General features: G+C 54.9%; 22 protein-coding genes, 1 rRNA gene, 1 other RNA gene and 2 pseudogenes. 20 read left to right on the top strand and 6 right to left on the bottom strand.

The genetic code is table 11. The features are described 5' to 3' along the window. Window positions 1–150 precede the first annotated feature (150 nt). The 4 genes and pseudogenes from rrf (at window position 151) to BLV48_RS02990 (ending at window position 2,290) form a co-directional block, all read left to right on the top strand. Window positions 151–266: ribosomal RNA gene (gene rrf / locus BLV48_RS03005) — 5S ribosomal RNA — on the top strand. Window positions 267–343: 77 nt separating this feature from the next. Beyond that, window positions 344–779: pseudogene (locus BLV48_RS19310) on the top strand (transposase family protein); the annotation flags it as partial. Window positions 780–841: 62 nt separating this feature from the next. Next, window positions 842–1,017, top strand: a pseudogene (locus BLV48_RS02995) (IS3 family transposase); the annotation flags it as partial. 457 nt (window positions 1,018–1,474) lie between these two features. After that, window positions 1,475–2,290 carry a phage integrase gene (locus BLV48_RS02990; RefSeq protein WP_422730683.1) on the top strand — a complete coding sequence of 272 codons (816 nt, stop codon included), beginning with the start codon at window positions 1,475–1,477 and terminating at the stop codon, window positions 2,288–2,290. 9 nt (window positions 2,291–2,299) lie between these two features. On the opposite strand, the gene BLV48_RS18720 is transcribed toward BLV48_RS02990, so the two are convergent. The 3 genes from BLV48_RS18720 to smpB form a co-directional block, all read right to left on the bottom strand. Beyond that, entirely contained in the window at window positions 2,300–2,602 is a 303-nt protein-coding gene (locus BLV48_RS18720; protein ID WP_139253872.1) for a hypothetical protein, read from the bottom strand. A gap of 155 nt (window positions 2,603–2,757) precedes the next feature. Beyond that, window positions 2,758–3,115, bottom strand: a transfer-messenger RNA (tmRNA) gene (gene ssrA, locus BLV48_RS02985). Between the two features lie 55 nt (window positions 3,116–3,170). Continuing rightward, window positions 3,171–3,650, bottom strand: a complete 480-nt coding sequence (smpB, locus tag BLV48_RS02980; protein WP_091822791.1) for an SsrA-binding protein SmpB — start codon at window positions 3,648–3,650, stop codon at window positions 3,171–3,173. 161 nt (window positions 3,651–3,811) lie between these two features. Between smpB and BLV48_RS02975 the strand changes: the two genes are divergently transcribed. The 3 genes from BLV48_RS02975 to BLV48_RS02965 are packed head-to-tail and all read left to right on the top strand — an operon-like array spanning window position 3,812 to window position 5,964. After that, window positions 3,812–5,176 (top strand): sodium-dependent transporter, encoded by a 1,365-nt coding sequence (locus BLV48_RS02975; RefSeq protein WP_091822788.1) that lies wholly within the window; start codon window positions 3,812–3,814, stop codon window positions 5,174–5,176. A 24-nt stretch (window positions 5,177–5,200) separates the two neighbouring features. Continuing rightward, a complete protein-coding gene (locus BLV48_RS02970) occupies window positions 5,201–5,641 on the top strand; it encodes a type II toxin-antitoxin system RatA family toxin (RefSeq protein ID WP_091822785.1) in 441 nt (146 codons plus the stop codon). Continuing rightward, complete coding sequence (locus BLV48_RS02965; RefSeq protein ID WP_091822782.1) at window positions 5,641–5,964, top strand: RnfH family protein; 324 nt, start codon at window positions 5,641–5,643, stop codon at window positions 5,962–5,964. The genes BLV48_RS02970 and BLV48_RS02965 overlap by 1 nt, the downstream gene beginning before the upstream one ends. A 21-nt stretch (window positions 5,965–5,985) precedes the next feature. Here the strand turns inward: BLV48_RS02965 and BLV48_RS02960 are convergent, their stop codons facing one another. After that, a complete protein-coding gene (locus tag BLV48_RS02960; protein ID WP_091822779.1) occupies window positions 5,986–6,327 on the bottom strand; it encodes an outer membrane protein assembly factor BamE in 342 nt (113 codons plus the stop codon). Window positions 6,328–6,415: 88 nt separating this feature from the next. On the opposite strand from BLV48_RS02960, the gene fur reads away from it, so the two are divergent. Continuing rightward, window positions 6,416–6,850, top strand: a complete 435-nt coding sequence (gene fur, locus BLV48_RS02955; protein ID WP_091822776.1) for a ferric iron uptake transcriptional regulator — start codon at window positions 6,416–6,418, stop codon at window positions 6,848–6,850. A 20-nt stretch (window positions 6,851–6,870) separates the two neighbouring features. Here fur and recN read toward each other — a convergent pair whose 3' ends face one another. After that, window positions 6,871–8,538, bottom strand: a complete 1,668-nt coding sequence (gene recN / locus BLV48_RS02950) for a DNA repair protein RecN (protein WP_091822773.1) — start codon at window positions 8,536–8,538, stop codon at window positions 6,871–6,873. Window positions 8,539–8,702: 164 nt separating this feature from the next. Between recN and grpE the strand changes: the two genes are divergently transcribed. The 12 genes from grpE (at window position 8,703) to BLV48_RS02890 (ending at window position 21,334) form a co-directional block, all read left to right on the top strand. Further along, window positions 8,703–9,293, top strand: a complete 591-nt coding sequence (grpE, locus tag BLV48_RS02945; protein WP_091822770.1) for a nucleotide exchange factor GrpE — start codon at window positions 8,703–8,705, stop codon at window positions 9,291–9,293. Window positions 9,294–9,394: 101 nt separating this feature from the next. Then, entirely contained in the window at window positions 9,395–11,314 is a 1,920-nt protein-coding gene (gene dnaK, locus BLV48_RS02940; RefSeq protein ID WP_091822768.1) for a molecular chaperone DnaK, read from the top strand. 102 nt (window positions 11,315–11,416) lie between these two features. Further along, window positions 11,417–12,556: a molecular chaperone DnaJ gene (dnaJ, locus tag BLV48_RS02935; RefSeq protein ID WP_091822928.1), complete on the top strand. Its 1,140-nt coding sequence runs from the start codon at window positions 11,417–11,419 to the stop codon at window positions 12,554–12,556. A 46-nt stretch (window positions 12,557–12,602) separates the two neighbouring features. Continuing rightward, on the top strand, window positions 12,603–13,412 hold the full coding sequence (dapB, locus tag BLV48_RS02930) for a 4-hydroxy-tetrahydrodipicolinate reductase (protein WP_217632931.1): 810 nt from the start codon (window positions 12,603–12,605) through the stop codon (window positions 13,410–13,412). A 166-nt stretch (window positions 13,413–13,578) separates the two neighbouring features. Next, a complete protein-coding gene (locus BLV48_RS02925) occupies window positions 13,579–13,890 on the top strand; it encodes a YqfO family protein (RefSeq protein WP_091822765.1) in 312 nt (103 codons plus the stop codon). 29 nt (window positions 13,891–13,919) lie between these two features. Then, complete coding sequence (locus BLV48_RS02920; protein ID WP_175527552.1) at window positions 13,920–15,278, top strand: V-type ATP synthase subunit B; 1,359 nt, start codon at window positions 13,920–13,922, stop codon at window positions 15,276–15,278. Window positions 15,279–15,285: 7 nt separating this feature from the next. Then, window positions 15,286–15,891 (top strand): V-type ATP synthase subunit D, encoded by a 606-nt coding sequence (locus BLV48_RS02915; RefSeq protein WP_091822762.1) that lies wholly within the window; start codon window positions 15,286–15,288, stop codon window positions 15,889–15,891. Beyond that, a complete protein-coding gene (locus BLV48_RS02910; RefSeq protein WP_091822759.1) occupies window positions 15,888–17,681 on the top strand; it encodes a V-type ATP synthase subunit I in 1,794 nt (597 codons plus the stop codon). Before BLV48_RS02915 ends, BLV48_RS02910 begins: the two co-directional genes overlap by 4 nt. Beyond that, complete coding sequence (locus tag BLV48_RS02905; protein WP_091822756.1) at window positions 17,669–18,115, top strand: ATP synthase subunit C; 447 nt, start codon at window positions 17,669–17,671, stop codon at window positions 18,113–18,115. Before BLV48_RS02910 ends, BLV48_RS02905 begins: the two co-directional genes overlap by 13 nt. Window positions 18,116–18,126: 11 nt before the next feature. Next, a complete protein-coding gene (locus tag BLV48_RS02900) occupies window positions 18,127–18,810 on the top strand; it encodes an ATPase (protein WP_091822753.1) in 684 nt (227 codons plus the stop codon). Beyond that, window positions 18,810–19,514 (top strand): hypothetical protein, encoded by a 705-nt coding sequence (locus BLV48_RS02895; RefSeq protein ID WP_091822751.1) that lies wholly within the window; start codon window positions 18,810–18,812, stop codon window positions 19,512–19,514. Before BLV48_RS02900 ends, BLV48_RS02895 begins: the two co-directional genes overlap by 1 nt. Beyond that, entirely contained in the window at window positions 19,514–21,334 is a 1,821-nt protein-coding gene (locus BLV48_RS02890; RefSeq protein ID WP_091822748.1) for a V-type ATP synthase subunit A, read from the top strand. The genes BLV48_RS02895 and BLV48_RS02890 overlap by 1 nt, the downstream gene beginning before the upstream one ends. Here the strand turns inward: BLV48_RS02890 and BLV48_RS02885 are convergent, their stop codons facing one another. Further along, window positions 21,335–21,892, bottom strand: a complete 558-nt coding sequence (locus BLV48_RS02885; RefSeq protein WP_091822914.1) for an NUDIX hydrolase — start codon at window positions 21,890–21,892, stop codon at window positions 21,335–21,337. Window positions 21,893–21,907: the final 15 nt, after the last annotated feature.

Below are 21,907 nucleotides of genomic sequence, written 5' to 3'. Positions count from 1 at the left end.
TTGAAATGAATGGTTCGACTGGAAACAGTCAAAACACGATTATCGGCTCGAAAGAGCACCGATTGAACGCTTGTAGCAACAACACAGACAATCAGAGCAACGTGACATATAAGCACGAGGCTCAATCAGATCCGGTTTGTACCAGTTTCGCCTGGCGACCATAGAGACGTGGAACCACCTGATCCCATACCGAACTCAGCAGTGAAACGCGTCATCGCCGATGGTAGTGTGGGGCTTCCCCATGTGAGAGTAGGTCATCGCCAGGCACTTAATACCAGAAACCCCGGTCTCGTTGAGGCCGGGGTTTTTGCATTGGGGCGAAGCACAGGCAGGCGCCAGACTTACGAGAGAGTGCCTGGATAGCCCGGTTGCACTGGGTGCATTAGGCGAGCAGGTCTGTCGGTCGCTCGATGCTATAGCGGCTTCAGAGGCTATCCGACCGCTGTCAGAACGGGCCCGAGACCTGAATTTACTGGCAAAGCACTGGAGCAATGGGTCTATGAGAATAAGGTGAAACTGAAGCTTATATAGCCTGGAAAGCTGGTGCAAAACGGGTATATCGAGAGCTTCAATGGCAAATTCAGGGATGAATGCTTGAACGAGCATTGGTTCGGGGAACTGGCACATGCCTGAAAGCTAATCAGTGAGTGGCGAGTTGATTACAATGAACCAAGACCAGCATTCATCACTGGGCTACCAAACTCCGCTGGAGTTTGCATCTGCCTTCTGAAAGCAGAAAACAGACTCAGCAACCAACGATATCATTGGAAGCCGACTAGATTAAATGTCGGGGGGGGAGTACCGCTTCGTTCAGTCAGAGGCGAGTGTCTCACCCGTTTGAAGCCCTCAAAGTAATGGCATGTACTAGGCCTTCGTGAGGCGTTTAAACTGGACTATGTGTATCTGAAGGTTCTTCCTGGTGCTGCGACTGTTATGACCAGGTTGCCGAAATGGATCGAGGACGATAATCGCAGCCACCCATATCTGGGATTGAAAATGAAATCTACCTGGGAGTAGCGTGTGGAACTGGCATCAAACGAATGAGGTGGTGTCCGGTTTAGCGGGCCCCGCTACAAACAACAGCCGGAACGGTAAGCGCGTCGGGCAAAAGAAAGGGCCCGGCGCTCTCCCTGCGGCGGGCCCTGTCACTGACTTCCCTGTCAGTCGCTGCTTCAGTCCCGAAGCAGGCGATGAGGTACGAACTCCTGTCGTCTTGGTCACACCTTGTGAACCTCAGGGGCATAATAGGGGTGTGATATGAGCGGGTATATAGGAAAAACTCTTATATTGTCCGTGCAGACATTTAAATAATGATCTATGTCAAAACATGGGGTGCTTTTCTGAAAGGGCTACCCCGTATTCAAAGCGGCGTAGCCCACATACCTCTTCCCCTACGCTCAAGGTTTGTGGGGGCACGCACTTTGATGCCTGTAGTGGTCGGACTTGACCAAGGAAAGCTACAAAACTGAGCTAATTGAATACGCTTTGGTATGGTTTTCATGAACACACCCTGCGCGATGGTGTGCGCAGGAAGACTGCGCTTATGAATATGGCGGCTCGCCTCAAGGACCCGGCAGCAATCAAGCTGACACCGACAGCGTACATGAAAGACCGTCGCAATCGTTCTGAATCAGGGATTACCGATAAGACACTGAACAATGAGCTGACGTATATCCGTGCGGTGTATAACGAACTCTATGCACTGGACCAGGTGAAATACGAAAACCCTTTGGCCAAGGTGAAACCTCTCAAGCTGCAGCAGATAGAATTATCCTGGTTAACACAGGATCAGATACAGGAGTTGCTCGACGTTATCCGCTCCCGATCGGCAGGGGCGAACCCTCACCTGGAGCTGATTGTACTGGTGTGTCTGGCAACGGGTGCCCGTTGGTCAGAGGCCGAAAACCTTAAACCGTCATCTGTACGGAATAGGGCAGTGACCTTTAGTAACACCAAAAACGGAAAGGTTAGAACTGTGCCCATCTCTCAGGAAATGGAACAACGGCTACTACAGCATTGGAAAACGTACGGACCTTTCACCAGTTCAATCGGTGCATTCCGCAGGGCATTGGAAAAGACCACGATAGAGCTACCCAAGGGCCAGGCAGCTCATGTGCTACGACATACGTTCGCCAGTCACTTCATGATGAACGGTGGCAATATCCTGACACTTCAGAAGATCCTCGGACACTCCGCCGTAACAGTCACAATGCGGTATGCACACTTGTCTCAAGATCATCTGACTGAGGCTTGCCGTCTAGGGCCCAGCTTGGTTCAGTATTTCGCATAGAGTCTCGAGTTATTTCTGAACATACCAAATACAATTAATATCCGTGGGATCTCCTGGGCTTATGTTTCTTCTTACGCCGGTCATTGATGCAAGGCTCCTGGCATCTTGAATGAGATGAAGTCCTAAAATTTCGGCGCAGCCTTGATGTAATGAAATAGGGCCTCCTACACCTGCCCAGATAACTGAACCTCCAGTATCTAGAGACTTATTACCAAAAATCGGTTCTCCGCAAAGAAAACAATGCGAGGGTAGGTACTCACCCTTGGGATTGTTAGATTCGTCATAGAATTTCTCTTTTGTAAATGCTGTCATGTTAAGTGCCTGCAAGATCATTGGGGAAATTCAGAGTAGATCCTACTTGAGGCTTGGTCTAGCGTTCAGTTCGACACTTTTTCGACACTTCAGGGGTTTTGTGAAGCCCAGAAACGAAAAAAGCCTGTAAAAACAGGCTTTTAGCTTTTGCAATTTGGTGGAGGTGGCGGGTTTCGAACCCGCGTCCGCCAATCCTCTGCCTCAAGATCTACATGCTTAGGCATCTCTATTCAATTAACCCGTCGCGACCCGAGAGCCAGGGTGCTATGGGCGAGCTCTTTTAGTTTTAACCGTTCAGCTTAGAGCAAAGCATCCAGGCGATTCTGTCTCGTATGACACCGCGAACCTCTGAGTTACAGACACCTTAGAGTGCGGCGCTAGCCGACTTAAGCGGCTAGAGCGTAGTTATCGTCGTTTGCAACTATAACTGTGTGATGAGGGATTAACGAGAATCATCACGTTCTCGGCATGCACCCAAGGGTTCGTAATCAGCGTCGAAGCCAAGTCACCCCCAGATATGTAACGAGTCATTGTACCGGCATTGTAGACCGGAAGAAAGTGAAAAGGTTCAACGGGCTGCAACAGACATTTCGCGATGTTTCTGTCGATTCCAGTCTTTTTCTTTCTCGTCAGCGCGTTTGTCGTGCAGTTTCTTTCCCTTCACAAGCGCAATTTCACACTTGACCATGCCGTTCTTCCAGTAAAGAGCCAATGCTACACAGGTGTAGCCTTTGGCCTCGACGGCGGTAGTCAGCTTTTCAATCTCGCGTCGATGCAGCAGAAGCTTTCTATCACGCCTGGGCTCGGTGACAAAGTGTGTTGAGGCTGAGATCAGGGGTGTGATGTGTGCGCCTACAAGCCAAGCTTCATCATTTTTGAAGACAACGTATGAATCGACCAGTTGGCCACGGCCTTCGCGCAAGCTTTTCACCTCCCAGCCGCTGAGAGACACACCGGCCTCGAATCGGGTTTCGATGGTGTATTCGTGCTTGGCACGCTTGTTCAGGCAGATGGTGTTTCCGCCGGGGGACTTCTTCTTTTTTGCCATGGCGCGATTATATAGAGCGACTGTCCGCATTGAAAGCGGGTGATATAGCTGTCCCAGAGTAATTAATCTCGTGTTTGAGTGTAGAGATGCAGCAAAAGGTTGTCACCCTTGTCCGAAATATGAACAATTGCGGTTCATAAAATTTTTAACCTGAGAGCACTATGCAGTCAAAGCAGTCTATGCACGGTTCATGGGCGAACCGTTGGATTTTCATTCTGGCAGCAACAGGATCTGCAGTTGGCCTGGGTAACATCTGGAAGTTTCCCTATATCACGGGGGAAAATGGTGGCGGCGCGTTTGTGCTGGTCTATCTGGTTTGTATTCTTCTGGTTGGCATACCGATCATGATGGGTGAAATTCTGGTCGGCCGTCGTGCCAGGCAAAGCCCGATCAACGCAGTGCGCGAAACCGCTGTGGAAGCTGGCAGGGATCCTCGCTGGGGCTTGATTGGCTGGCTGGGTGTGCTGGCCGGGTACATCATTTTCTCTTTTTACTCGGTGGTGGCTGGCTGGGTTCTGCACTACATCGCAGGTATGGGTACGGGGCAGTTTGTTGATATAGGCAGCGACCTTGCCGGTAAGAAATTCGAGTCGCTGCTGGCAAGCCCGGATCAGATGCTGATTTGGCACACTGTCTTTGTATTGATGGTGGTCGTGGTTGTAGCAGGTGGTGTAAACAAGGGGCTGGAGCGGGCAACCAAGATCATGATGCCCGCCCTCTTTCTTTTGCTATTGGTGCTTCTTGGATACTCACTCAACAGTGGCAGCTTCGCCGAAGGCTGGTCATTCCTGTTCAGCTTTAACCCTGATGCACTGACATGGGATGCGGTACTGGTGGCTCTGGGACATTCCTTCTTTACCCTGTCGCTGGGTATGGGGGCAATTATGGCCTATGGTTCCTATATGGGTAAAAAGGATTCAATTGGCGCCACAGTCCTGACAATAGGGGTACTGGATACGGTGGTTGCGCTGGTTGCAGGCTTGGCTATCTTCCCAATTGTGTTTGCCAACCAACTGGACCCAGGGGCAGGTCCCGGGCTGATGTTCATCACCCTTCCGGTTGCGTTTGGTCAAATGCCGGGAGGGCAGGTCTTTGGCTTTCTGTTCTTTCTCTTGGTAGGTGTTGCAGCATGGACCTCGGCCATCTCCCTGCTGGAACCGGCAACAGCCTGGGTTGTGGAGCGTTTTGGATTCAAGCGTCTTCACGCAGCCGCTTTGCTTGGCTTTATCATCTGGCTGATGGGGATTGCATCACTGCTGTCGTTCAATCATTGGGCGGATATCAAGATATTCAGCATGGGTATCTTTGATTTCCTGGATTTTATTACTGCCAATATCATGCTGCCGTTGAGTGGGTTGCTGATAGCAGTCTACGCGGGTTGGGTTTTGACACAGAAGATGACTCGCGACGAACTGGCATTGGGCAGCTCTGGTGCTTACAGTGCATGGCAGTTCACCATTCGGTTCATCGCCCCGGTTGGGGTTGCAGTGATTTTTGTGGTCAACCTGTACGACAAGCTGGCCTGAGTCGGTGATCACCATGAGGATGCTATGACACAGGTAAACCGCAGCGCTTTGGTGCTGCATTCAGCTGAGCAAATGTTCGATCTTGTAAATGATGTGCGTAACTATCCGGCATTTTTGCCTTGGTGTGCGTCAACCGATGTTGTTTCTGAGTCTTCTCAGGAGCTGGTTGCTACTCTGCATCTTGCAAAGAGCGGGCTGAAGTACAGCTTTACCACGAGAAATTTCCTGCAGCGCCCAGACTTAATGGAGATTACTTTGGTTGAGGGTCCGTTCTCGTCTTTCAGGGGTAAATGGACCTTCACCCCCCTGAGTGAGGACGCTTCGAAAGTAGAGTTGCAGATGGATTTTGAATTCAAGGGCAAGCTCGCCGGGCTTGCCATGTCCAAGGTGTTTAACTCGGTGGCGACGACATTGGTCGATGCGTTTGTGATGCGTGCCGATACAGTATTGGGTCAGGAGGCGTAATGATTAGTGTCGAAGTAGCCTATGCGTTACCTTACGAGCAGAAAATCATTGCACTGCAGGTAGATGAGGAATGTACGGCCTATCAGGCTGTTGTTCGCTCTGGAATTGCTGAGCTGTTTTCCGGTGTTGACCCTGCGACCGCGTCGATGGGAATCTTCGGCAAGGCGATAAAGGACCCTGCGACGACAGTGTTGAAGGATGGTGATCGGGTTGAAATATACCGGCCGTTAATTGCGGACCCCAAGGAAGTCCGTGCTCGTCGAGCTGCTAAAATGAAAGCGGAAAAGGCATCAGAGCAAACGAAACAGGGGGGCGGGGAGTGATTCCCCGCATCGTATAACCGACTAGCGAGACTGATCCTGCGCTACCCCGGGACGAAAGTCGCCGCTAAGGCGAGTCAGCTTGCCATCTTCAAAGAAAACGCTGATCCGCTCTTGGTAACGCTGGCCATCCCCCTCCTTGATGCTGTACAGGTAGTCCCAGCGTCCCTCGCTGAAGGTGTCGCTGATCAGCGGTGTACCCATGACATAGCGCACCTGAGAGTGCGTCATGCCGGGGCGCAGCTGGTTGACCATCTCCTGAGTAACCACGTTACCCTGAGGGATATCGATCTTGTAAACGCCTGGGAACTCGGAGCAGCCGGCGATCATCAGGGCAAGTGTTGTGCTGAGAAGAACCTTTCGCATCAGTAAATGGCTTCCGTTTTCATGCCTAAACAAAGATAATGGAGTCTAACATTGCAAATCCCGAACAGCATAGTGATTGAGACCTAATATGGCACTGGAAAATCAGGAACTGCGGAAAGCCGGACTGAAGGTGACTCTGCCGCGGGTCAAAATTTATCAAATTCTCGAACGTGCCGGCGAAGGTGACCACTTCAGTGCGGAAGATATATACAAGCTGCTGATGGAGCTTGGCGAAGATGTCGGCTTGGCAACGGTATATCGTGTTCTGACTCAGTTCGAAGCAGCCGGTCTGGTGTCGCGTCATCACTTTGAAGGTGGGCATTCTGTCTTCGAATTGGCGCGCGACGAGCATCACGACCATGTGGTCTGTGTAAAGTGTGGCCGAGTACGCGAGTTTACTGAGCCCAAGGTATCCGAAATCCTCGACAAGGTTGCGGACCAGCTTGGCTTTACCATTACTGACCGTACGCTTTATCTTTACGGTGTCTGCAAGGGCGGTTGTGAAGAAGAGGACAAGAAGTAGGCAGCCTTGCTGTCAGCCGCTCAGGCTGACAGCATTTCTCGTGCATGCTCCATTGACGTCCGCGTAATATCGACACCGCCCAGCATGCGGGCAACTTCTTCTACCCTTTGGGCCTCGCTCAACCTTGATACCCGGGTCTGGGATGTACCTTTCTGTCCCTTTTTGCTTACAAACAGGTGCTGATGCCCTTGTGCCGCCACTTGGGGTTGGTGTGTTACACACAAAACCTGCACCCGTTCACCCAGTTCACGCAGCATCCGACCGACCACTTCAGCAATGGCGCCACCGATACCTACATCGACTTCATCAAATACCAGTGTTGGGGTGCTGGATGTCTGTGCCGTAACCACCTGTATCGCCAGGCTGATTCGGGACAGTTCACCACCTGATGCAACTTTTGCCAGTGCACGGGCTGGCTGGCCCTCGTTGGTGCTAATCAGGAACTCGACCTCTTCAAGGCCGCTAGCACTGTAGCGCTCAGTATCCAGTGGCGTCAGACACGCACTGAAACGGGCGGCAGGCATGCCAAGGGCATGCAGCTGGGCGTCCACTAAGCGGTCCAAGTGCTCGGCCTGTTGTTGCCGTGCAAGGCTGAGCTCAGCGGCGGTTTTGAGGTAGCTCTGCCAGGCCGATTCTACTTCGTCGGCCAGTAATTCAATTTCGTTGTCGGATCGGGTCAGGCCCATCAGCTCCTGCTGTAGAGATTGCTGGAACTCAATAAGCTGCTCAGGCAATAAGCGGTGTTTGCGCGCTACATCGTAGATGGCCGTCAGGCGTTCTTCCACCTCCTGCTGGCGTTCGGGGTTGATTTCTACTGCTTCCAAAAAATGACGGACCTCGCGACCGGCTTCTTCCACCTGTATCAGTGCGCTGTTAAACATTTCATTGGCCTGTTGCAGACGCGAATCTTCCGTGCCCAGCTGATGCAGCAGCTGAAGGCAGTGATGCAACATGGACTGGCAGTTGAGACTATCATCCTCATGGCTGATATTGAGCAATTGCTGACCTGTGCTTAACAGGCTACCGGCATTTTCCAGCAGTTGCTGCTCATGCTCCAGTTGCTCCAGTTCTCCCTGCGTCAGCGCAAGTTGCTCCAGCTCTTCGACCTGGTAGCTCAATAGTTGAATGCGTGCATTGCGCTCGTCCGATACTTGGGTAAGTTGCTCAAGCTCGGCATGCTGGCGGCGCCATTTGTGGTACAGGCGGCGTGCTTCTTCAGTCAGCTCGGTATGGTTTCCGAATTCGTCCAGCAGCACCCGGTGATGATCCTTTTTCAACAGCCGTTGATGCTCGTGCTGGCCATGAATGTCGACCAGGTACTGGCCGAGTTCGCGCAGCAATGCCAGAGGGGTGGGGCGACCATTGATGTAGCTTCGACTGCGGCCTTCACGTGTGATGACACGGCGTAAATGGCATTCCTGAGGGTCACCCTCTAGGTCGTGTTCGCTGAGCCACAGCCTGGCCTGTGGGATTGTGCGGATATCAAAGCTGGCCGTGAGCTCGGCGCGCTCTGAGCCGCTGTTGACACTGTCACTGTCAGCTCGATCACCCAGGCAGAGTCCGAGGGCGTCCAGCATGATTGACTTGCCGGCGCCGGTTTCGCCGCTGATGACGGTCATCCCTCGATTCAGCTCGACTTCAAGGTCGCTCACGATGGCGAAGTTGCGAATGGTCAGTTGGGTCAGCATGATAATCACACATGGTTATTTATACAGTGTTTACTGTATAAGCCATTTGATCGATACCTGCAATCCCCAGCTGAAAAAAATCTTGCTGCCGGTTGAATCCATCTGAGAGAGCCCCATATAGATGCCATCAACGCCAATACTCAAGTGTCAGTTGGAGAGACCTGATGTCGAAAAAGCAGCAGAATCAGAATGAAGCCGTCGAGCCGGTTCAAAACGAACCTGAAGTGCTGGTCGCCGAAGGTGAAGTTGTAGAGCCAGGTGCTGCCGAAGAGACGGAAGTCAGCCTGATCCAGCAGCTGGAAGAATCCCGCGCTGAGGTTGACGCTTTGAAAAAGGAACTGGTTGAGCTCAAACCGCGTGCGCAGGCCGAAATTCAGAACATTCGCCGCCGTGCCGAGCAGGATGTGGAAAAGGCACACAAGTTTGGTCTGGAAAAATTTGCGACAGAGTTGCTGCCGGTGGTGGATAGTCTTGAGCGTGCAATTGAAGCCAGTCAAGGCGATGAGGAGAAGGTCAAGGCGATTCGTGAAGGTGTCGAGATGACACTGGGGCTGTTCCTCTCCAGTCTGGAAAAATTCAATGTGGAGCAACTGAATCCGCAGGGTGAAGTATTTAATCCGGAGCACCACCAGGCGATGTCCATGGTGCCGGCAGAAGGTGTTGAGCCTAACACGGTCGTCACAGTGGTACAGAAGGGTTACCTGCTGAATGGCCGTCTGGTACGTCCTGCCATGGTGATGGTAGCAAAAGGCTGAAGCCGGAGTTGAAAAACGCGCTGCCGTACCCATATAGATGCACAACGGCTAATTGAACAGTTTTTGACCCAATACGGGTCACAGAAAGATCGGAGTAAGACATGGGTAGAATTATCGGTATCGACTTGGGCACCACCAACTCTTGCGTGGCGATCCTTGACGGCGACAAGACCAAAGTGATTGAAAACGCGGAAGGTGATCGCACCACTCCGTCCATTATCGCCTATACCAATGACGGCGAAACACTGGTTGGCCAGCCGGCCAAGCGCCAGTCCGTTACCAACCCGGACAACACACTGTATGCCATCAAGCGTCTGATTGGCCGCCGCTATGATGACAAGGTGGTTCAGAAAGACATCAAGATGGTGCCTTACAAAATCATCGCGGCCGACAACGGTGATGCCTGGGTTGATGTAAAAGGCAAAAAGATGGCTCCGCCGCAGGTATCGGCTGAAGTGCTGAAAAAGATGAAGAAGACCGCTGAAGACTATCTCGGCGAGCCGGTCACTGAAGCAGTGATCACCGTACCGGCCTACTTCAATGACTCTCAGCGCCAGGCCACCAAAGACGCAGGCCGAATTGCCGGTCTGGAAGTGAAGCGCATCATCAACGAGCCGACAGCGGCTGCGCTGGCTTATGGCATGGACAAGTCCAAGGGCGACAAGACCGTTGCCGTATACGACCTCGGTGGTGGTACGTTTGATATTTCCATCATCGAGATTGCCGATGTGGATGGCGAGCACCAGTTTGAAGTGTTGGCAACCAACGGTGACACCTTCCTCGGAGGTGAAGATTTCGACTTGGCGGTTATCAACTACCTGGCGGATGAGTTCAAGAAAGAAAGCGGAATCGACCTGCACAACGACCCGCTGGCGCTGCAGCGTCTGAAGGAAGCTGGTGAGAAAGCGAAGGTTGAATTGTCTTCCGCACAGCAGACTGACGTTAACCTGCCGTACATCACGGCTGATGCGACCGGTCCGAAGCACCTGAACGTGAAACTGACACGCTCCAAGCTGGAGTCACTGGTTGAAGAGCTGGTCGAACGTTCCATCGAGCCTTGCCGTGTTGCGGTAAAAGACTCTGGCCTGTCTGTGTCCGAGATTGACGAGGTGATCCTGGTCGGCGGTCAGAGCCGCATGCCGCTGGTACAGAAGAAAGTGGCTGAGTTCTTCGGCAAGGAGCCGCGCAAGGACGTTAACCCGGATGAAGCGGTTGCCATCGGTGCTGCCATTCAGGGTGCGGTGTTGTCCGGTGATGTGAAAGACGTACTGCTGCTGGACGTCACTCCGCTGACTCTGGGTATTGAAACCATGGGTGGTGTTGCGACCTCCCTGATTGAAAAGAACACCACTATCCCGACCAAAAAGTCGCAGGTGTTCTCGACAGCAGACGACAACCAGACGGCTGTGACCATTCACGTGGTACAGGGCGAGCGCAAACAGGCGAGCCAGAACAAGTCGCTTGGTCGTTTTGATTTGGCCGATATCCCGCCGGCACCTCGTGGCATGCCGCAGATCGAAGTGACCTTCGATATCGATGCCAACGGTATTCTGAACGTGTCCGCCAAGGACAAGGCTACTGGCAAGGAACAGTCCATCGTAATCAAGGCCTCTTCCGGCTTGAATGATGATGAGATCGAACAGATGGTGCGTGACGCCGAAGCGCATGCCGAAGAGGACAAGAAGTTCGAGGAGCTGACCACCGCGCGTAACCAGGGTGATGCGATGATCCACACCGCACACAAGACCCTGAAAGATGCCGGTGACAAAGCGACTGCGGATGAAAAAGAGAAGATCGAATCGGCTATCAAGGATCTGGAAGAAGCGCTCAAGGGCACAGACAAGGAAGCCATCGAGAGCAAGACTGAAACTTTGACCGAAGCGCTGTCAGTGGTGGCTCAGAAAATGTACGCCGATGCGGCTCAGGCTGAACAGGCCGGTGGCGAAGCGGGTGAAAAGGATGCCGCGGACGATGTCGTTGACGCCGAGTTTGAAGAAGTCAAAGACGACGACAAGAAGTAAGCGTTCGCGAGTGTCGATCGTTGCAGTGTGACAACGCGGGCTTCTGCCCGCGTTGTCATGTCCGGCTCTTTGGAGTCAAACCTGACGGGTCAGATTCGGATCATGGCAAAACAGGATTACTACGAACTTTTGGGCGTATCGCGCGACTCCTCCGATCGCGATATCAAAAAAGCCTATCGTCGGCTGGCGATGAAATACCACCCCGACCGCAACCCGGGCGACAAGGAAGCTGAAGACAAGTTCAAGGAGATCAGCGAAGCCTACGAAGTGCTGTCGGATGCCCAGAAAAAAGCGGCTTACGATCAGTTCGGTCACGCGGGCGTGGATGGCCAGGGTGGTATGGGTGGCTTCGGAGGTGGTGGCTTTGAAGGTAACTTCTCCGATATTTTCGGTGATGTTTTTGGCGACATCTTCGGTGGAAGCGGTGGTGGGCGCCGCCGCTCCAGCGTACAGCGTGGCGCCGATTTGCGCTACAACCTCGATTTGACCCTTGAAGAAGCGGTACGCGGGTGTGAGAAAACGCTGCAGATCCCCACCTATGTCAGCTGCGAAACCTGTGATGGCAGTGGCGCCAAGCCAGGCACCAGTGCCAAGACTTGTTCTACCTGTGGTGGCGTGGGGCAGGTGCGGATGCAGCAGGGTTTCTTCTCTGTACAACAGACCTGCCCAACCTGCCGTGGTGAGGGTAAGGTCATTTCCGACCCCTGCGACAGCTGCCACGGTCAGGGCCGGGTGGAAAAAACCAAGACGCTGCAGGTCAAGATTCCGGCCGGTGTTGATACAGGTGATCGCATTCGACTGGCCGGTGAAGGTGAGGCTGGCTCGCATGGTGGTCCGGCGGGGGATCTTTATGTACAGGTACATGTGCGTGAACACGCGATTTTCCAGCGTGATGGCAAGCACCTTTACTGTGAAGTGCCGATCAGCTTTGTGGATGCGGCGCTGGGTGGTGAGCTTGATGTGCCGACACTGGATGGCCGCGTCAAACTGAAGATCCCGACCGAAACCCAGACCGGCAAGCTGTTCCGCCTGCGTGGCAAGGGTGTGACCCCGGTTCGAGGCGGCAGCGTAGGTGATTTGATGGTGAAGGTTATCGTCGAAACACCGGTTAATCTGAACAGTCGCCAGAAAGAGCTGCTGCGAGAATTTGCGGATGCCACCGAAGAAGGCAACAGCAAGCACAGCCCGAAGAAACACGGTTTCTTCGACTCGGTTAAAAAGTTCTTTGAAGATATGACCTGATCATCACACAATCAGGTAAATGGATACAGACCAGCGGGGCAGGTGCATGATCAGAGTAGCGGTGACCGGCGCAGCCGGCCGTATGGGAAAAACCATTATTGAAGCACTGCAACAGGCTGATGACGTCAGTCTCAGTGCTGCCATCGTTGAGCCTGGCAGCTCACTTATTGGTGCTGATGCCGGCGAACTGGCGGGAGTGGGCAGGCTGGATGTCAAATTGGCTGGCAGTCTGGACGATGTGGCATCCGATTTTGACCTGTTGATCGACTTTACCACGCCGGAAGTCACCCTGCAGAATCTGGCGTTCTGTGCTGCTAACGGCAAAAAAATGGTGATCGGAACTACCGGCCTGAATGAGAGTCAGAAAGAAGAGCTGAAACAGGCTGCGGAAAAAACGGCGCTGGTATTCGCTCCCAACATGAGTGTGGGAGTAAACCTTTGCTTTAAGCTGCTTGAGATTGCTGCCAAGGCACTGGGTGATGACGGTGGCTACGATATTGAAGTGATCGAAGCGCACCATCGACATAAGGTTGATGCGCCGTCCGGTACCGCTCTGCGGATGGGAGAAGTCGTTGCTGATGCGCTCGGACGTGATCTGAAGAACTGTGCCGTATATGGTCGTCAAGGGCAAACCGGTGCTCGTCCTGCAAAAGAGATCGGCTTTGAAACCATTCGGGCCGGAGATGTTGTCGGTGATCACACAGTGCTGTTCGCGACCGAAGGCGAACGTATTGAGATCACGCACAAGGCCTCCAGTCGCATGACCTTTGCCAAGGGCGCAGTCCGTGCCGCAGGCTGGTTGGGCGATAAGCAAACCGGACTGTATGACATGCAGGACGTACTGGGCCTGCACTGAACCCAACACGTTGTTGTTCCCTCTGCCCGCTCCAGTAGCGGGCTTTTTTATGCCTGCGCGCAATGTTTGTGTCACCTTGAGCTGGCATCCTGATTTCGATGCTTGCTGCGGCTGCACAGTTGGCGCTATGGTGTAGATCAATGAAGGCACTTGGCAGGGAGACAGCATGTACAAACTCTGTTTTTTCGTCCCTGAAGCCAACTGTGAAGCGGTTAAGCAGGCTTTGTTTGCAGTTGGCGTTGGCCATATCGGCGATTATGATCAGTGTTGTTGGCAATCTCTTGGTACGGGGCAGTTTCGTCCGCTTGATGGCTCCAATCCCCACTTGGGCCGGCAGCATCAGCTGGAACGAGTAACTGAATGGAAGGTAGAAATGGTCTGCAGTGATGAGCTGATAGAGTCGGCTGTGGCAGCCCTGAAGCAAGCGCACCCCTATGAGGAAGTCGCCTACGAGGTCTACCCGCTGGCCGCATTCTGAGTGTGATGGCAAATGAGAAGGAAGTCGGTGTGACACAATTGTTGGTTCGCTACTCGCGCATTCTTGAGATCGTGGGTGATATCGTCAAAGTCCACGTGCCTGAGCCTGAAGAGGGCGAGGTTGCCGCCATCGGTTATGGAGATCTGGCGTTGATCGAAAATATCCTCGACCCCGATCAGCCTCCGTACATGGCGCAGGTGATTCAGCTGGATCGCGACAGTGTCTCACTGCAGGTATTTTCCGGCACAAAAGGTTTGTCCACCAAGGCCGGGGTTCGTTTCCTAGGTCATCCGATGCAGGTGACTTTTTCGCCGAACATCATGGGACGCGCCTTTTCCGGTTCCGGACGCGCCATTGACGGCGGTCCCAGTCTGTCCGAAGAAACCCGTATCGAAATCGATGGCCCCACCGTCAACCCGGCCCGGCGCATTTTGGCGTCACGTATGATCCGCACCGATGTGCCGATGATCGATGTGTTCAACTGCTTGGTCGAAAGCCAGAAAATCCCCATCTTCTCGGTGGCCGGTGAGCCATACAACCGCCTGCTGGCGCAGATCGGTGCTAACGCCGATGCGGATGTGGTGGTCTTTGGTGGTATCGGCCTGATCTTCGATGACTATTACTTTTTCCGCCGCGCTTTCGAAGAGGCCGGTGTTAGCGCGCGCACCGTGATGTTCGTGCACCTGGGCTCCGACCCCACCGTAGAAGGCCTGCTGGTACCGGATATGGCGCTGGCGGTGGCTGAGCGTTTTGCCGTGGAAGAGGGCAAGCGGGTGCTGGTGTTGCTCACCGACATGACCGCTTATGCCGATGCGCTGAAAGAAGTGGGCATATCCATGGAACACGTGCCCTCCAACCGAGGTTATATCGGTGACCTCTATTCCCAGCTGGCGCGTCGTTACGAGAAGGCCTGCGACTACAAGGGCGCAGGCTCGGTGACTATCCTGTCGGTGACCACCATGCCGGGTGATGATGTGACCCATCCAGTGCCTGACAACACAGGCTATATCACCGAGGGACAGTTTTATCTGCACAACGGTGTGCTCGATCCCTTCGGCTCGCTGTCGCGTCTGAAGCAACACGTGATCGGCAAGGTGACCCGCGAAGATCACGGTCAGATCATGAATACCATGGTTCGCTTTTATGCCGAAGCGCGTGATGCGCAGCAAAAGCAGGCGATGTCCTTTGATCTGACCGAGTATGACGAGCGGCTGTTGAAATTTGGTGACTTGTTCCGCGATCGCTTCATGGACATCAGTGTCTCCATGCCGCTGGAGCAGGCGTTGGACCAGTGCTGGCAGACCCTGGCTGAATGCTTCAAGCCGGAAGAGCTGCTGATGAAGCAACAGCTGATCGACAAGTATTTCCCACAGCAGCAGGCAGGCTGAATCGGTTATGGCAAAGCTGGCGCTCAACAAGAGCACGCTCAACCATGAAAACCAGCGGTTGAAATCCTTCCGCCAGTTCGTTCCGGCACTGGATCTCAAGCGCAAACAGATATTGGCGGCGCGGATGAAGTCTCGCCGTGTACTGGAGCAGCTGCAGCAGGATGAGCATCAGATCAACGCCAGTGTAGCTGAGCAAATTCCCATGCTGGCCCAGACGCGGCTCGACCTGAACAGCCTGATCAGGATTCAACGGGTTGAGCACCAGCTGGATAATCTGGTGGGCATTGAATTGCCTCGCGTGGCGCGTGTTGAGCTGGACAGAGCGCAGTACTCACGACTGGCAATGCCGCAGTGGGTCGACCGTGCAGTGGATTTGATGGGCCAGATGCTTGAGCTGAAAGTGCTGCAGCAGGTTGAGCGGGTACGGCTTGAGCGTCTTGAAGAGGCGCTGCAAAAAACGACACAGCGCCTTAACCTGTTTGATAAGGTCCTGATTCCCCGTACCGAGTCTAATATCCGCCGTATCCGCATCGCCCTTTCGGATGTCGAGCGTGCCGGGGTCGTGCGGGCCAAGATTGCCAAGGGGAAACGGGCCAGGGTGGCACTGCGATGAGTATTGTAACGCTGCAAAAGGCGACCTTGATCGGGTTAACCGAGGACAAGGCTCAGGTGCTGGACCAGCTGCAGGCGCTGGGGCTTGTGCATGTTATTCCGCTGCGCCATGAATCGCAGGAACGTGAGGTGGCGTTACTCGATGGTGTACACCCCGAACAGCTGCAGCAGGCTATTCGGTATCTGCTCAGTTGTCCGCAGAAGCGCAAGCAAGTGACCACGGAGCGCCATTTCAGCCTGCGACAGGTACTTGAGGGTGTCCTGAAAAATCGCAAAAAACGACTGGAATTGAACGAGCAGCGCGACTTTTTGCGCAAGCGTATCAAGGATCTGGAACCCTGGGGCAGCTTTAATCTCCCCGGCGAGCAGGGCCTGTATGGCCAGCTGCTCTGGTTCTATCTGGTGCCCAATTACCGTATGCATGAGCTGGAAGGCAATGAGCTGCCCTGGGCTGTCGTGCACCGTGACAACCGCAACTCCTATGTGGCTGTCATCTCTCGAGAAGAGCCCCGCAGTAACCAGATGCCGGTACCTCGGACTCACACCGGCTCGGTCCCGCTTGAGCAGCTTGATGCCCAACTGGAAGACCTTGAAATTGAGCTGGAAGCTCTGGACGCCGAGCGCGAGGCATTTACCCGTTGGTTGTATCTGCTGCAACGTTCACTTGCCGGCAATGAAGATGAGGCCGAGCGTGAAGAGGTCAGTCGGCAGACGCTGGATACTGAAGAGGTGTTTGCGCTGCAGGGTTGGTTCCCGGCGCAGCAGCAGGACGCACTGGAAAGCTTTGCCCGCCGACAGGGGCTGGCGCTGGTGGTTGAAGCACCTGCCGAAAACGATCTGCCACCCACGCTGTTACAGAACCCTGATCGCATCTCCGGCGGCGAGGATATTGTCCGTTTCTACCAGATGCCGGGTTACCGCAGTTGGGATCCATCGCGGGTGATCTTTTTCTCGTTTGCCATCTTCTTTGCCCTGATCATCTCGGATGCCGGCTATGCGCTTCTGTTGGCAGCGGTGCTTGGATTTTATTGGCGCCGCATGGGCGAAAGTGCCACCGGTCGCCGTCTGCGGGCGCTCGGGGTAACGCTCACTCTGTTTTCAGCTGCCTGGGGTGCGCTGGTGGGCAGCTACTTTGGTGCCGCTCCGCCTGAACAGCTGGAGGGTTTGAAGCTGTTTGATATGAATGATTTCGACAGCATGATGAAAATATCAGTGATCATGGGAGCCGGGCACCTGGTCTTGGCAAACCTGATTACGGCTTGGCGCAGTCGAGGCAGCACTGTCATGTTGGCCCCGCTGGGCTGGATTGTACTGATTCTGGCCGGTGTTAGCGCCTGGCTAAGGCAGCAGGTCGATATTGAATGGGCCATGCTGGCCGCGGGCGTGCTGGCGATTCTGCTCTGCTCCAGCCATCGTCCATGGCAGGGGGCGAAGAACTGGATGTGGCGGCTGATTGATGGCCTGATGGCCTTGACCGGACTGTCAAAAATGTTCGGTGATGTACTCAGCTATCTGCGTCTATTTGCACTTGGGCTGGCCAGCGCTTCGCTGGCCATCACCTTCAACCAGCTCGCCAGCGACGTTGCGGCTGCCGTCCCCGGCATGGGGCTGCTGCTGGAGGTGTTGATCCTGCTGCTGGGGCACCTGCTCAATTTTGTACTGGCCGTTGTCAGTGGTGTGATTCACGGGCTGCGGTTGAATTTGATCGAGTTCTACAACTGGAGCCTTGCGGATGAAGGCTACGCATTTCAACCTTTCACCAAGCGGGAGGTGAACCCTTGGACAACCTGATACTGGCACTGGGATGGGCGGGGCTGTATGGCCCCATGGCATTGGGTGCTATTGGCAGCATCATTGGCTGTGCACTGGCGGGGCAGGCTGCCTGCGGCGCGCTGCTGGAAACGGAAACCGGACATGGGCGGTACGTCGGCATTGCCGCTATGCCATCGTCACAGACCATTTATGGCATCGTGGTGATGTTCTCGCTTAACCGTGAGGTGAATATCGACAATGCGCCGGGTCTGTTTGCCGTTGGCATTCTGGCGGGTCTGGCGCTGCTGTTCAGTGCGGTCCGGCAGGGGCAGTGCTGTGCCAGCGCGATCAACGTTTCCAAAATCAAGCCGGAAATATTCGGTATGTCGATTGCGCCAGCCGCCATAGTGGAAGGCTTTGCCGTGTTTGCCTTCATTTTTGCTCTGGTGATCAGCGCCGGCATTCCGGCCTGAGGAGGTAGACCATGACCGAGCAGGTTAAGGGCCATGCAGCGTCCGGTGTTGAAGAACTGATCTCGCGCCTGCGAGAGCAGGGGGTCGAGCAGGGCCAGCAACGTGCAGCCGAGCTGATAGAGGAGGCGGAGCACCGAGCCGACTGGTTGTTGCAGCAGGCGCATCAGGAAGCGGATGAACTCAAGCGCAAAGCGCATGACGAGGCCGAACGCATGAAACGTGCCGGCGAAGACGCACTGAAAATGGCCGCTCGCGACATGAATCTGCAGGTGCGTGAGATGTTGTCGCGGACCTTTGCCGACCGGGTGAAACTGCTGATCAGCGAGGAGCTGGACAGCCATGCGTTCATGCGTGAACTGATCCGTGAAGTGGTACTGCAGGCCTGTGGTGATGCTGATCTGGCCAGTATGGAAAAAATTGACTTGCTGTTGCCGGCTGATTTCATTGGTCTGGAAGAGCTGCGGCGCCATCCTCAGGCCTACAGAGCCAGCCAGCTAAGCCAGTACGTGCAGGAGCAGCTCAGTGTGTTGCTACGCGAGGGGATAGTACTGGATACCCATGATGGCAAGGGGATCAGGATTCGGACCAATGGCGAGGCTACCGAGATCGACCTGAGCGACCGTGCGCTGGCAGAATTGCTGCTGCGTCACCTGCAGCCACGCTTCAGAGCGATACTGGAAGGGGTGATCCGCTAGTGTCCTCGTCTTCCTACTACACGCTCATTCCTGCACTGCCGGCCTTGCCGGCACGCATGGATCAGCTCAAGGAGCTGCCGATCTCGATTCTGCAGTTGGAAAAGCGGCTGGGCATGCTCGAGGCAGCGGATCAGCGGCAGCTGGCACTGGCGCTGCGTCTGTTTCAGCGTGAGCGTGATGGTGATGAAGAGTTGTCTGATCGGGATGAAGTCCAGCACTGGCAGCAGGAACTGGCACAGATTCAGGACCACGCGCTGAAGCAGTTGCTGGAACAGCACCTGGTCTGGCGTACCCTGATTGCCGCTCAGCGCTATCGGCTGGCGGGGCAGTCGGAGGGTAATGGGTTTCAGGGCTTCGGTGATCTGGTGTGGCTGATACGGCGCCACTGGCAGGAGTCCGACTTTTCCCTTGGCGGGCGTTTTCCATGGTTGGTTGAAGCCCAGAGTATGCTTAAAAAGGGTCAAAGTGCTGAGCTGGAGCAGCAGTTGCTGGTCTGGTTCTGGCAGCAGCTGCGTGAGCTTGAGCAGTGTAACCCCTTCAGTTTTACCGCCGTGGCCGCCTACCGCCTGCGCTGGTCGATTGCCGAATACCGGCTGCGCTGGCAGGGTGAGCAGGCGCAGGAGCAGTTCAGCCGGCTGGTAACCAGCGCGTTGGCAGGATTCAAACAGGACGAGACTCTCCACTCAGTGACAGAGGCAGGATAATGAGTTCAGCGAATACCGTGACCGCACGTGTGACCGGCGTGCATGATGATATTGTCAGTATCCGCATGCTGCGTGATGCAGAGGGTGAGTTTTACCCTCTGACCAAAAACGAAGTGGTACTGATCTGTCCGCAGCGGAGTGAGGCTGGCCGTACGGAAAAGCTGCAGGCCGAAGTGCTTCGGGTGCGCCATGGCGAAGCTGATGTGCAGGTGTTTGAGACCACGCGTGGTGTGGCCATCGGTGATGCGGTTGAGCAAACCGGACAGATGCTCTCCGTAGCGCTGGGGCCGGGCCTGCTGGGGCAGGTTTATGACGGCTTGCAGAATCCGCTGGAACTGATCGCCGGCCAGCACGGCTTTTTTCTGCCGCGTGGCCTGGCCGTTGACGGTATCGATCAGAATCAGAAATGGTCGTTCCAGCCAGTGGTTAAAGTGGGTACCCGCGTCAAGGCCGGTGATCTGTTGGGACGTGTGCCTGAAGGCAAGTTCAGCCACAAGATTATGGTGCCGTTCAATTTGCGCGGCGAAGCAGAGGTCAGCTGGGTGCAGGAGGGCAGCTTCAGTGTTGCGACCCCGGTGGTTCGGCTGCGGCTGGCTAATAGTCAGGAGCGTGAAGTCAGCATGCAACAGCGCTGGCCGGTGCGTGTACCGGTTAACCGTGATCTGTTGCGCGAAGGCTACAACCAGCGGCTGTTTCCACAACAGCCCATGCTGACCAGCATTCGCCTGATCGACACCTTTTTTCCGGTGGCACTGGGTGGTACTGCCTGCATCCCCGGCCCCTTCGGTGCCGGCAAGACGGTATTGCAGGGACTGATTTCGCGCTACTCCAACGTCGATATCGTGGTGATCGTGGCCTGCGGCGAGCGCGCCGGTGAGGTGGTGGAAACCATTACCGAATTTCCCAACCTGCCCGACCCGCGTGGCGGTACGCTGATGGACCGTACCGTTATTATCTGCAACACCTCGTCCATGCCGGTGGCTGCCCGCGAAGCATCCATCTATACCGGTATTACCATCAGCGAATACTACCGTCAGATGGGCTATAACGTACTGGTCATTGCGGACTCAACCTCGCGCTGGGCACAGGCTATGCGTGAAACATCAGGCCGTCTTGAAGAGATTCCCGGTGAAGAGGCTTTTCCTGCCTATCTTGACTCGGCCGTGAGAGCGCTTTACGAAAGGGCGGGTATGGTGCAGACCAACGACGGCAGTACCGGTAGCCTGACCCTGATAGGCACCGTATCGCCCGCTGGCGGTAACTTTGAAGAGCCGGTGACCCAGTCCACCCTGCGTACGGTGAAAACCTTTCTCGGCCTCAGTGCCGAGCGCGCTTACAAGCGCGCCTACCCAGCGGTGGATCCGCTGATCTCCTGGTCACGCTATCTGGATCAGTTGGAAGACTGGTTTACGCGCGAGCTATCCGACGGCTGGGTCGGGCAGGTCAAGCGCATGATTGAGCTGATCCGTGACGGCGAACAGGTTCAACAGATGATGCAGGTAACCGGTGAGGAAGGGGTAACCCTGGACGATTATCTGACTTTCCAGAAGGCTCAGTGTCTGGACCAGGTGTATCTGCAACAGGATGCCTTCGACGACGTCGATGCTTCCACCTCGCTCAGTCGTCAGCAGGAGTTGTTCGGATTACTGGTGCGCTGTCTGGACCACCCGCTGAAGCTGGAGGAAAAGGAGCAGGTGCGTGAGCACTTTGTCCGCCTCAGTGGTCTGTTCCGCAACTTGAACTACAGCCGCCAGGACAGCCCCGACTACACTCGATTCCTGCAGGAGATCGAGATGGTCGGCCTTTCGGCGGCAGACTAATCAGGGTTTGAGCGGCAGGCTGTCGGTACCGGGCTCCATCTCAATATGGCGCAACGGGAAATGGTTCTCGCGCCGGTCCGCAAAGTAAAAGCGCAGGGCGTTCCGAATGGTGGTAAAAGCCAGCTGGTCCCAGGGGATTTCATCTTCACTGAACAGGCGGCTTTCCAGCGTCTCGTTACTGATGCCGAATTCGGGGCGCTCCAGTTCTGCCAGATAAATCAGCTGCACCTGATTGACATGGATAATGGATGTCAGCGTGTAAAGCTGCTTAAGCTGCACCCTGGCCTGGGCCTCTTCCAGCGTTTCCCGCAGGGCAGCCTGCTCGGTGGACTCGCCGTTTTCCATAAACCCGGCCGGCAGCGTCCAGTAGCCATAGCGTGGCTCGATGGCGCGGCGACACAGCAGCACCTGGTCGCCGTACACCGGCAGGCAGCCGGCGATGATGCGCGGGTTTTGGTAATGAATACGACCGCAGCTTTCGCATACGTGTCTTGGTCGGTTGTCGCCTTCGGGTACTCTCAAGCTAACGCGTTCGCCGCAGTGGCTGCAGAAGTTCATTGGCGGTGCCTGTTC

The sequence above is a fragment of the Marinobacterium iners DSM 11526 genome (assembly GCF_900107855.1).
In the GTDB taxonomy this organism is placed as follows: Bacteria; Pseudomonadota; Gammaproteobacteria; order Pseudomonadales; family Balneatricaceae; genus Marinobacterium; species Marinobacterium iners.
The sequence above is the reverse complement of the archived record's forward strand: the minus strand, read 5'-3'. Positions and strand labels throughout refer to the sequence as shown.

What these genes read in the sequence shown, in the direction of transcription:
- BLV48_RS18720 (WP_139253872.1), bottom strand. Translation starts at nt 2,602, where the DNA reads ATGACAGCATTTACAAAAGAGAAATTCTATGACGAATCTAACAATCCC.
- smpB (WP_091822791.1), bottom strand. Translation starts at nt 3,650, where the DNA reads ATGGCAAAAAAGAAGAAGTCCCCCGGCGGAAACACCATCTGCCTGAAC.
- BLV48_RS02975 (WP_091822788.1), top strand. Translation starts at nt 3,812, where the DNA reads ATGCAGTCAAAGCAGTCTATGCACGGTTCATGGGCGAACCGTTGGATT.
- BLV48_RS02970 (WP_091822785.1), top strand. Translation starts at nt 5,201, where the DNA reads ATGACACAGGTAAACCGCAGCGCTTTGGTGCTGCATTCAGCTGAGCAA.
- BLV48_RS02965 (WP_091822782.1), top strand. Translation starts at nt 5,641, where the DNA reads ATGATTAGTGTCGAAGTAGCCTATGCGTTACCTTACGAGCAGAAAATC.
- BLV48_RS02960 (WP_091822779.1), bottom strand. Translation starts at nt 6,327, where the DNA reads ATGCGAAAGGTTCTTCTCAGCACAACACTTGCCCTGATGATCGCCGGC.
- fur (WP_091822776.1), top strand. Translation starts at nt 6,416, where the DNA reads ATGGCACTGGAAAATCAGGAACTGCGGAAAGCCGGACTGAAGGTGACT.
- recN (WP_091822773.1), bottom strand. Translation starts at nt 8,538, where the DNA reads ATGCTGACCCAACTGACCATTCGCAACTTCGCCATCGTGAGCGACCTT.
- grpE (WP_091822770.1), top strand. Translation starts at nt 8,703, where the DNA reads ATGTCGAAAAAGCAGCAGAATCAGAATGAAGCCGTCGAGCCGGTTCAA.
- dnaK (WP_091822768.1), top strand. Translation starts at nt 9,395, where the DNA reads ATGGGTAGAATTATCGGTATCGACTTGGGCACCACCAACTCTTGCGTG.
- dnaJ (WP_091822928.1), top strand. Translation starts at nt 11,417, where the DNA reads ATGGCAAAACAGGATTACTACGAACTTTTGGGCGTATCGCGCGACTCC.
- dapB (WP_217632931.1), top strand. Translation starts at nt 12,603, where the DNA reads ATGATCAGAGTAGCGGTGACCGGCGCAGCCGGCCGTATGGGAAAAACC.
- BLV48_RS02925 (WP_091822765.1), top strand. Translation starts at nt 13,579, where the DNA reads ATGTACAAACTCTGTTTTTTCGTCCCTGAAGCCAACTGTGAAGCGGTT.
- BLV48_RS02915 (WP_091822762.1), top strand. Translation starts at nt 15,286, where the DNA reads ATGGCAAAGCTGGCGCTCAACAAGAGCACGCTCAACCATGAAAACCAG.
- BLV48_RS02910 (WP_091822759.1), top strand. Translation starts at nt 15,888, where the DNA reads ATGAGTATTGTAACGCTGCAAAAGGCGACCTTGATCGGGTTAACCGAG.
- BLV48_RS02900 (WP_091822753.1), top strand. Translation starts at nt 18,127, where the DNA reads ATGACCGAGCAGGTTAAGGGCCATGCAGCGTCCGGTGTTGAAGAACTG.
- BLV48_RS02890 (WP_091822748.1), top strand. Translation starts at nt 19,514, where the DNA reads ATGAGTTCAGCGAATACCGTGACCGCACGTGTGACCGGCGTGCATGAT.
- BLV48_RS02885 (WP_091822914.1), bottom strand. Translation starts at nt 21,892, where the DNA reads ATGAACTTCTGCAGCCACTGCGGCGAACGCGTTAGCTTGAGAGTACCC.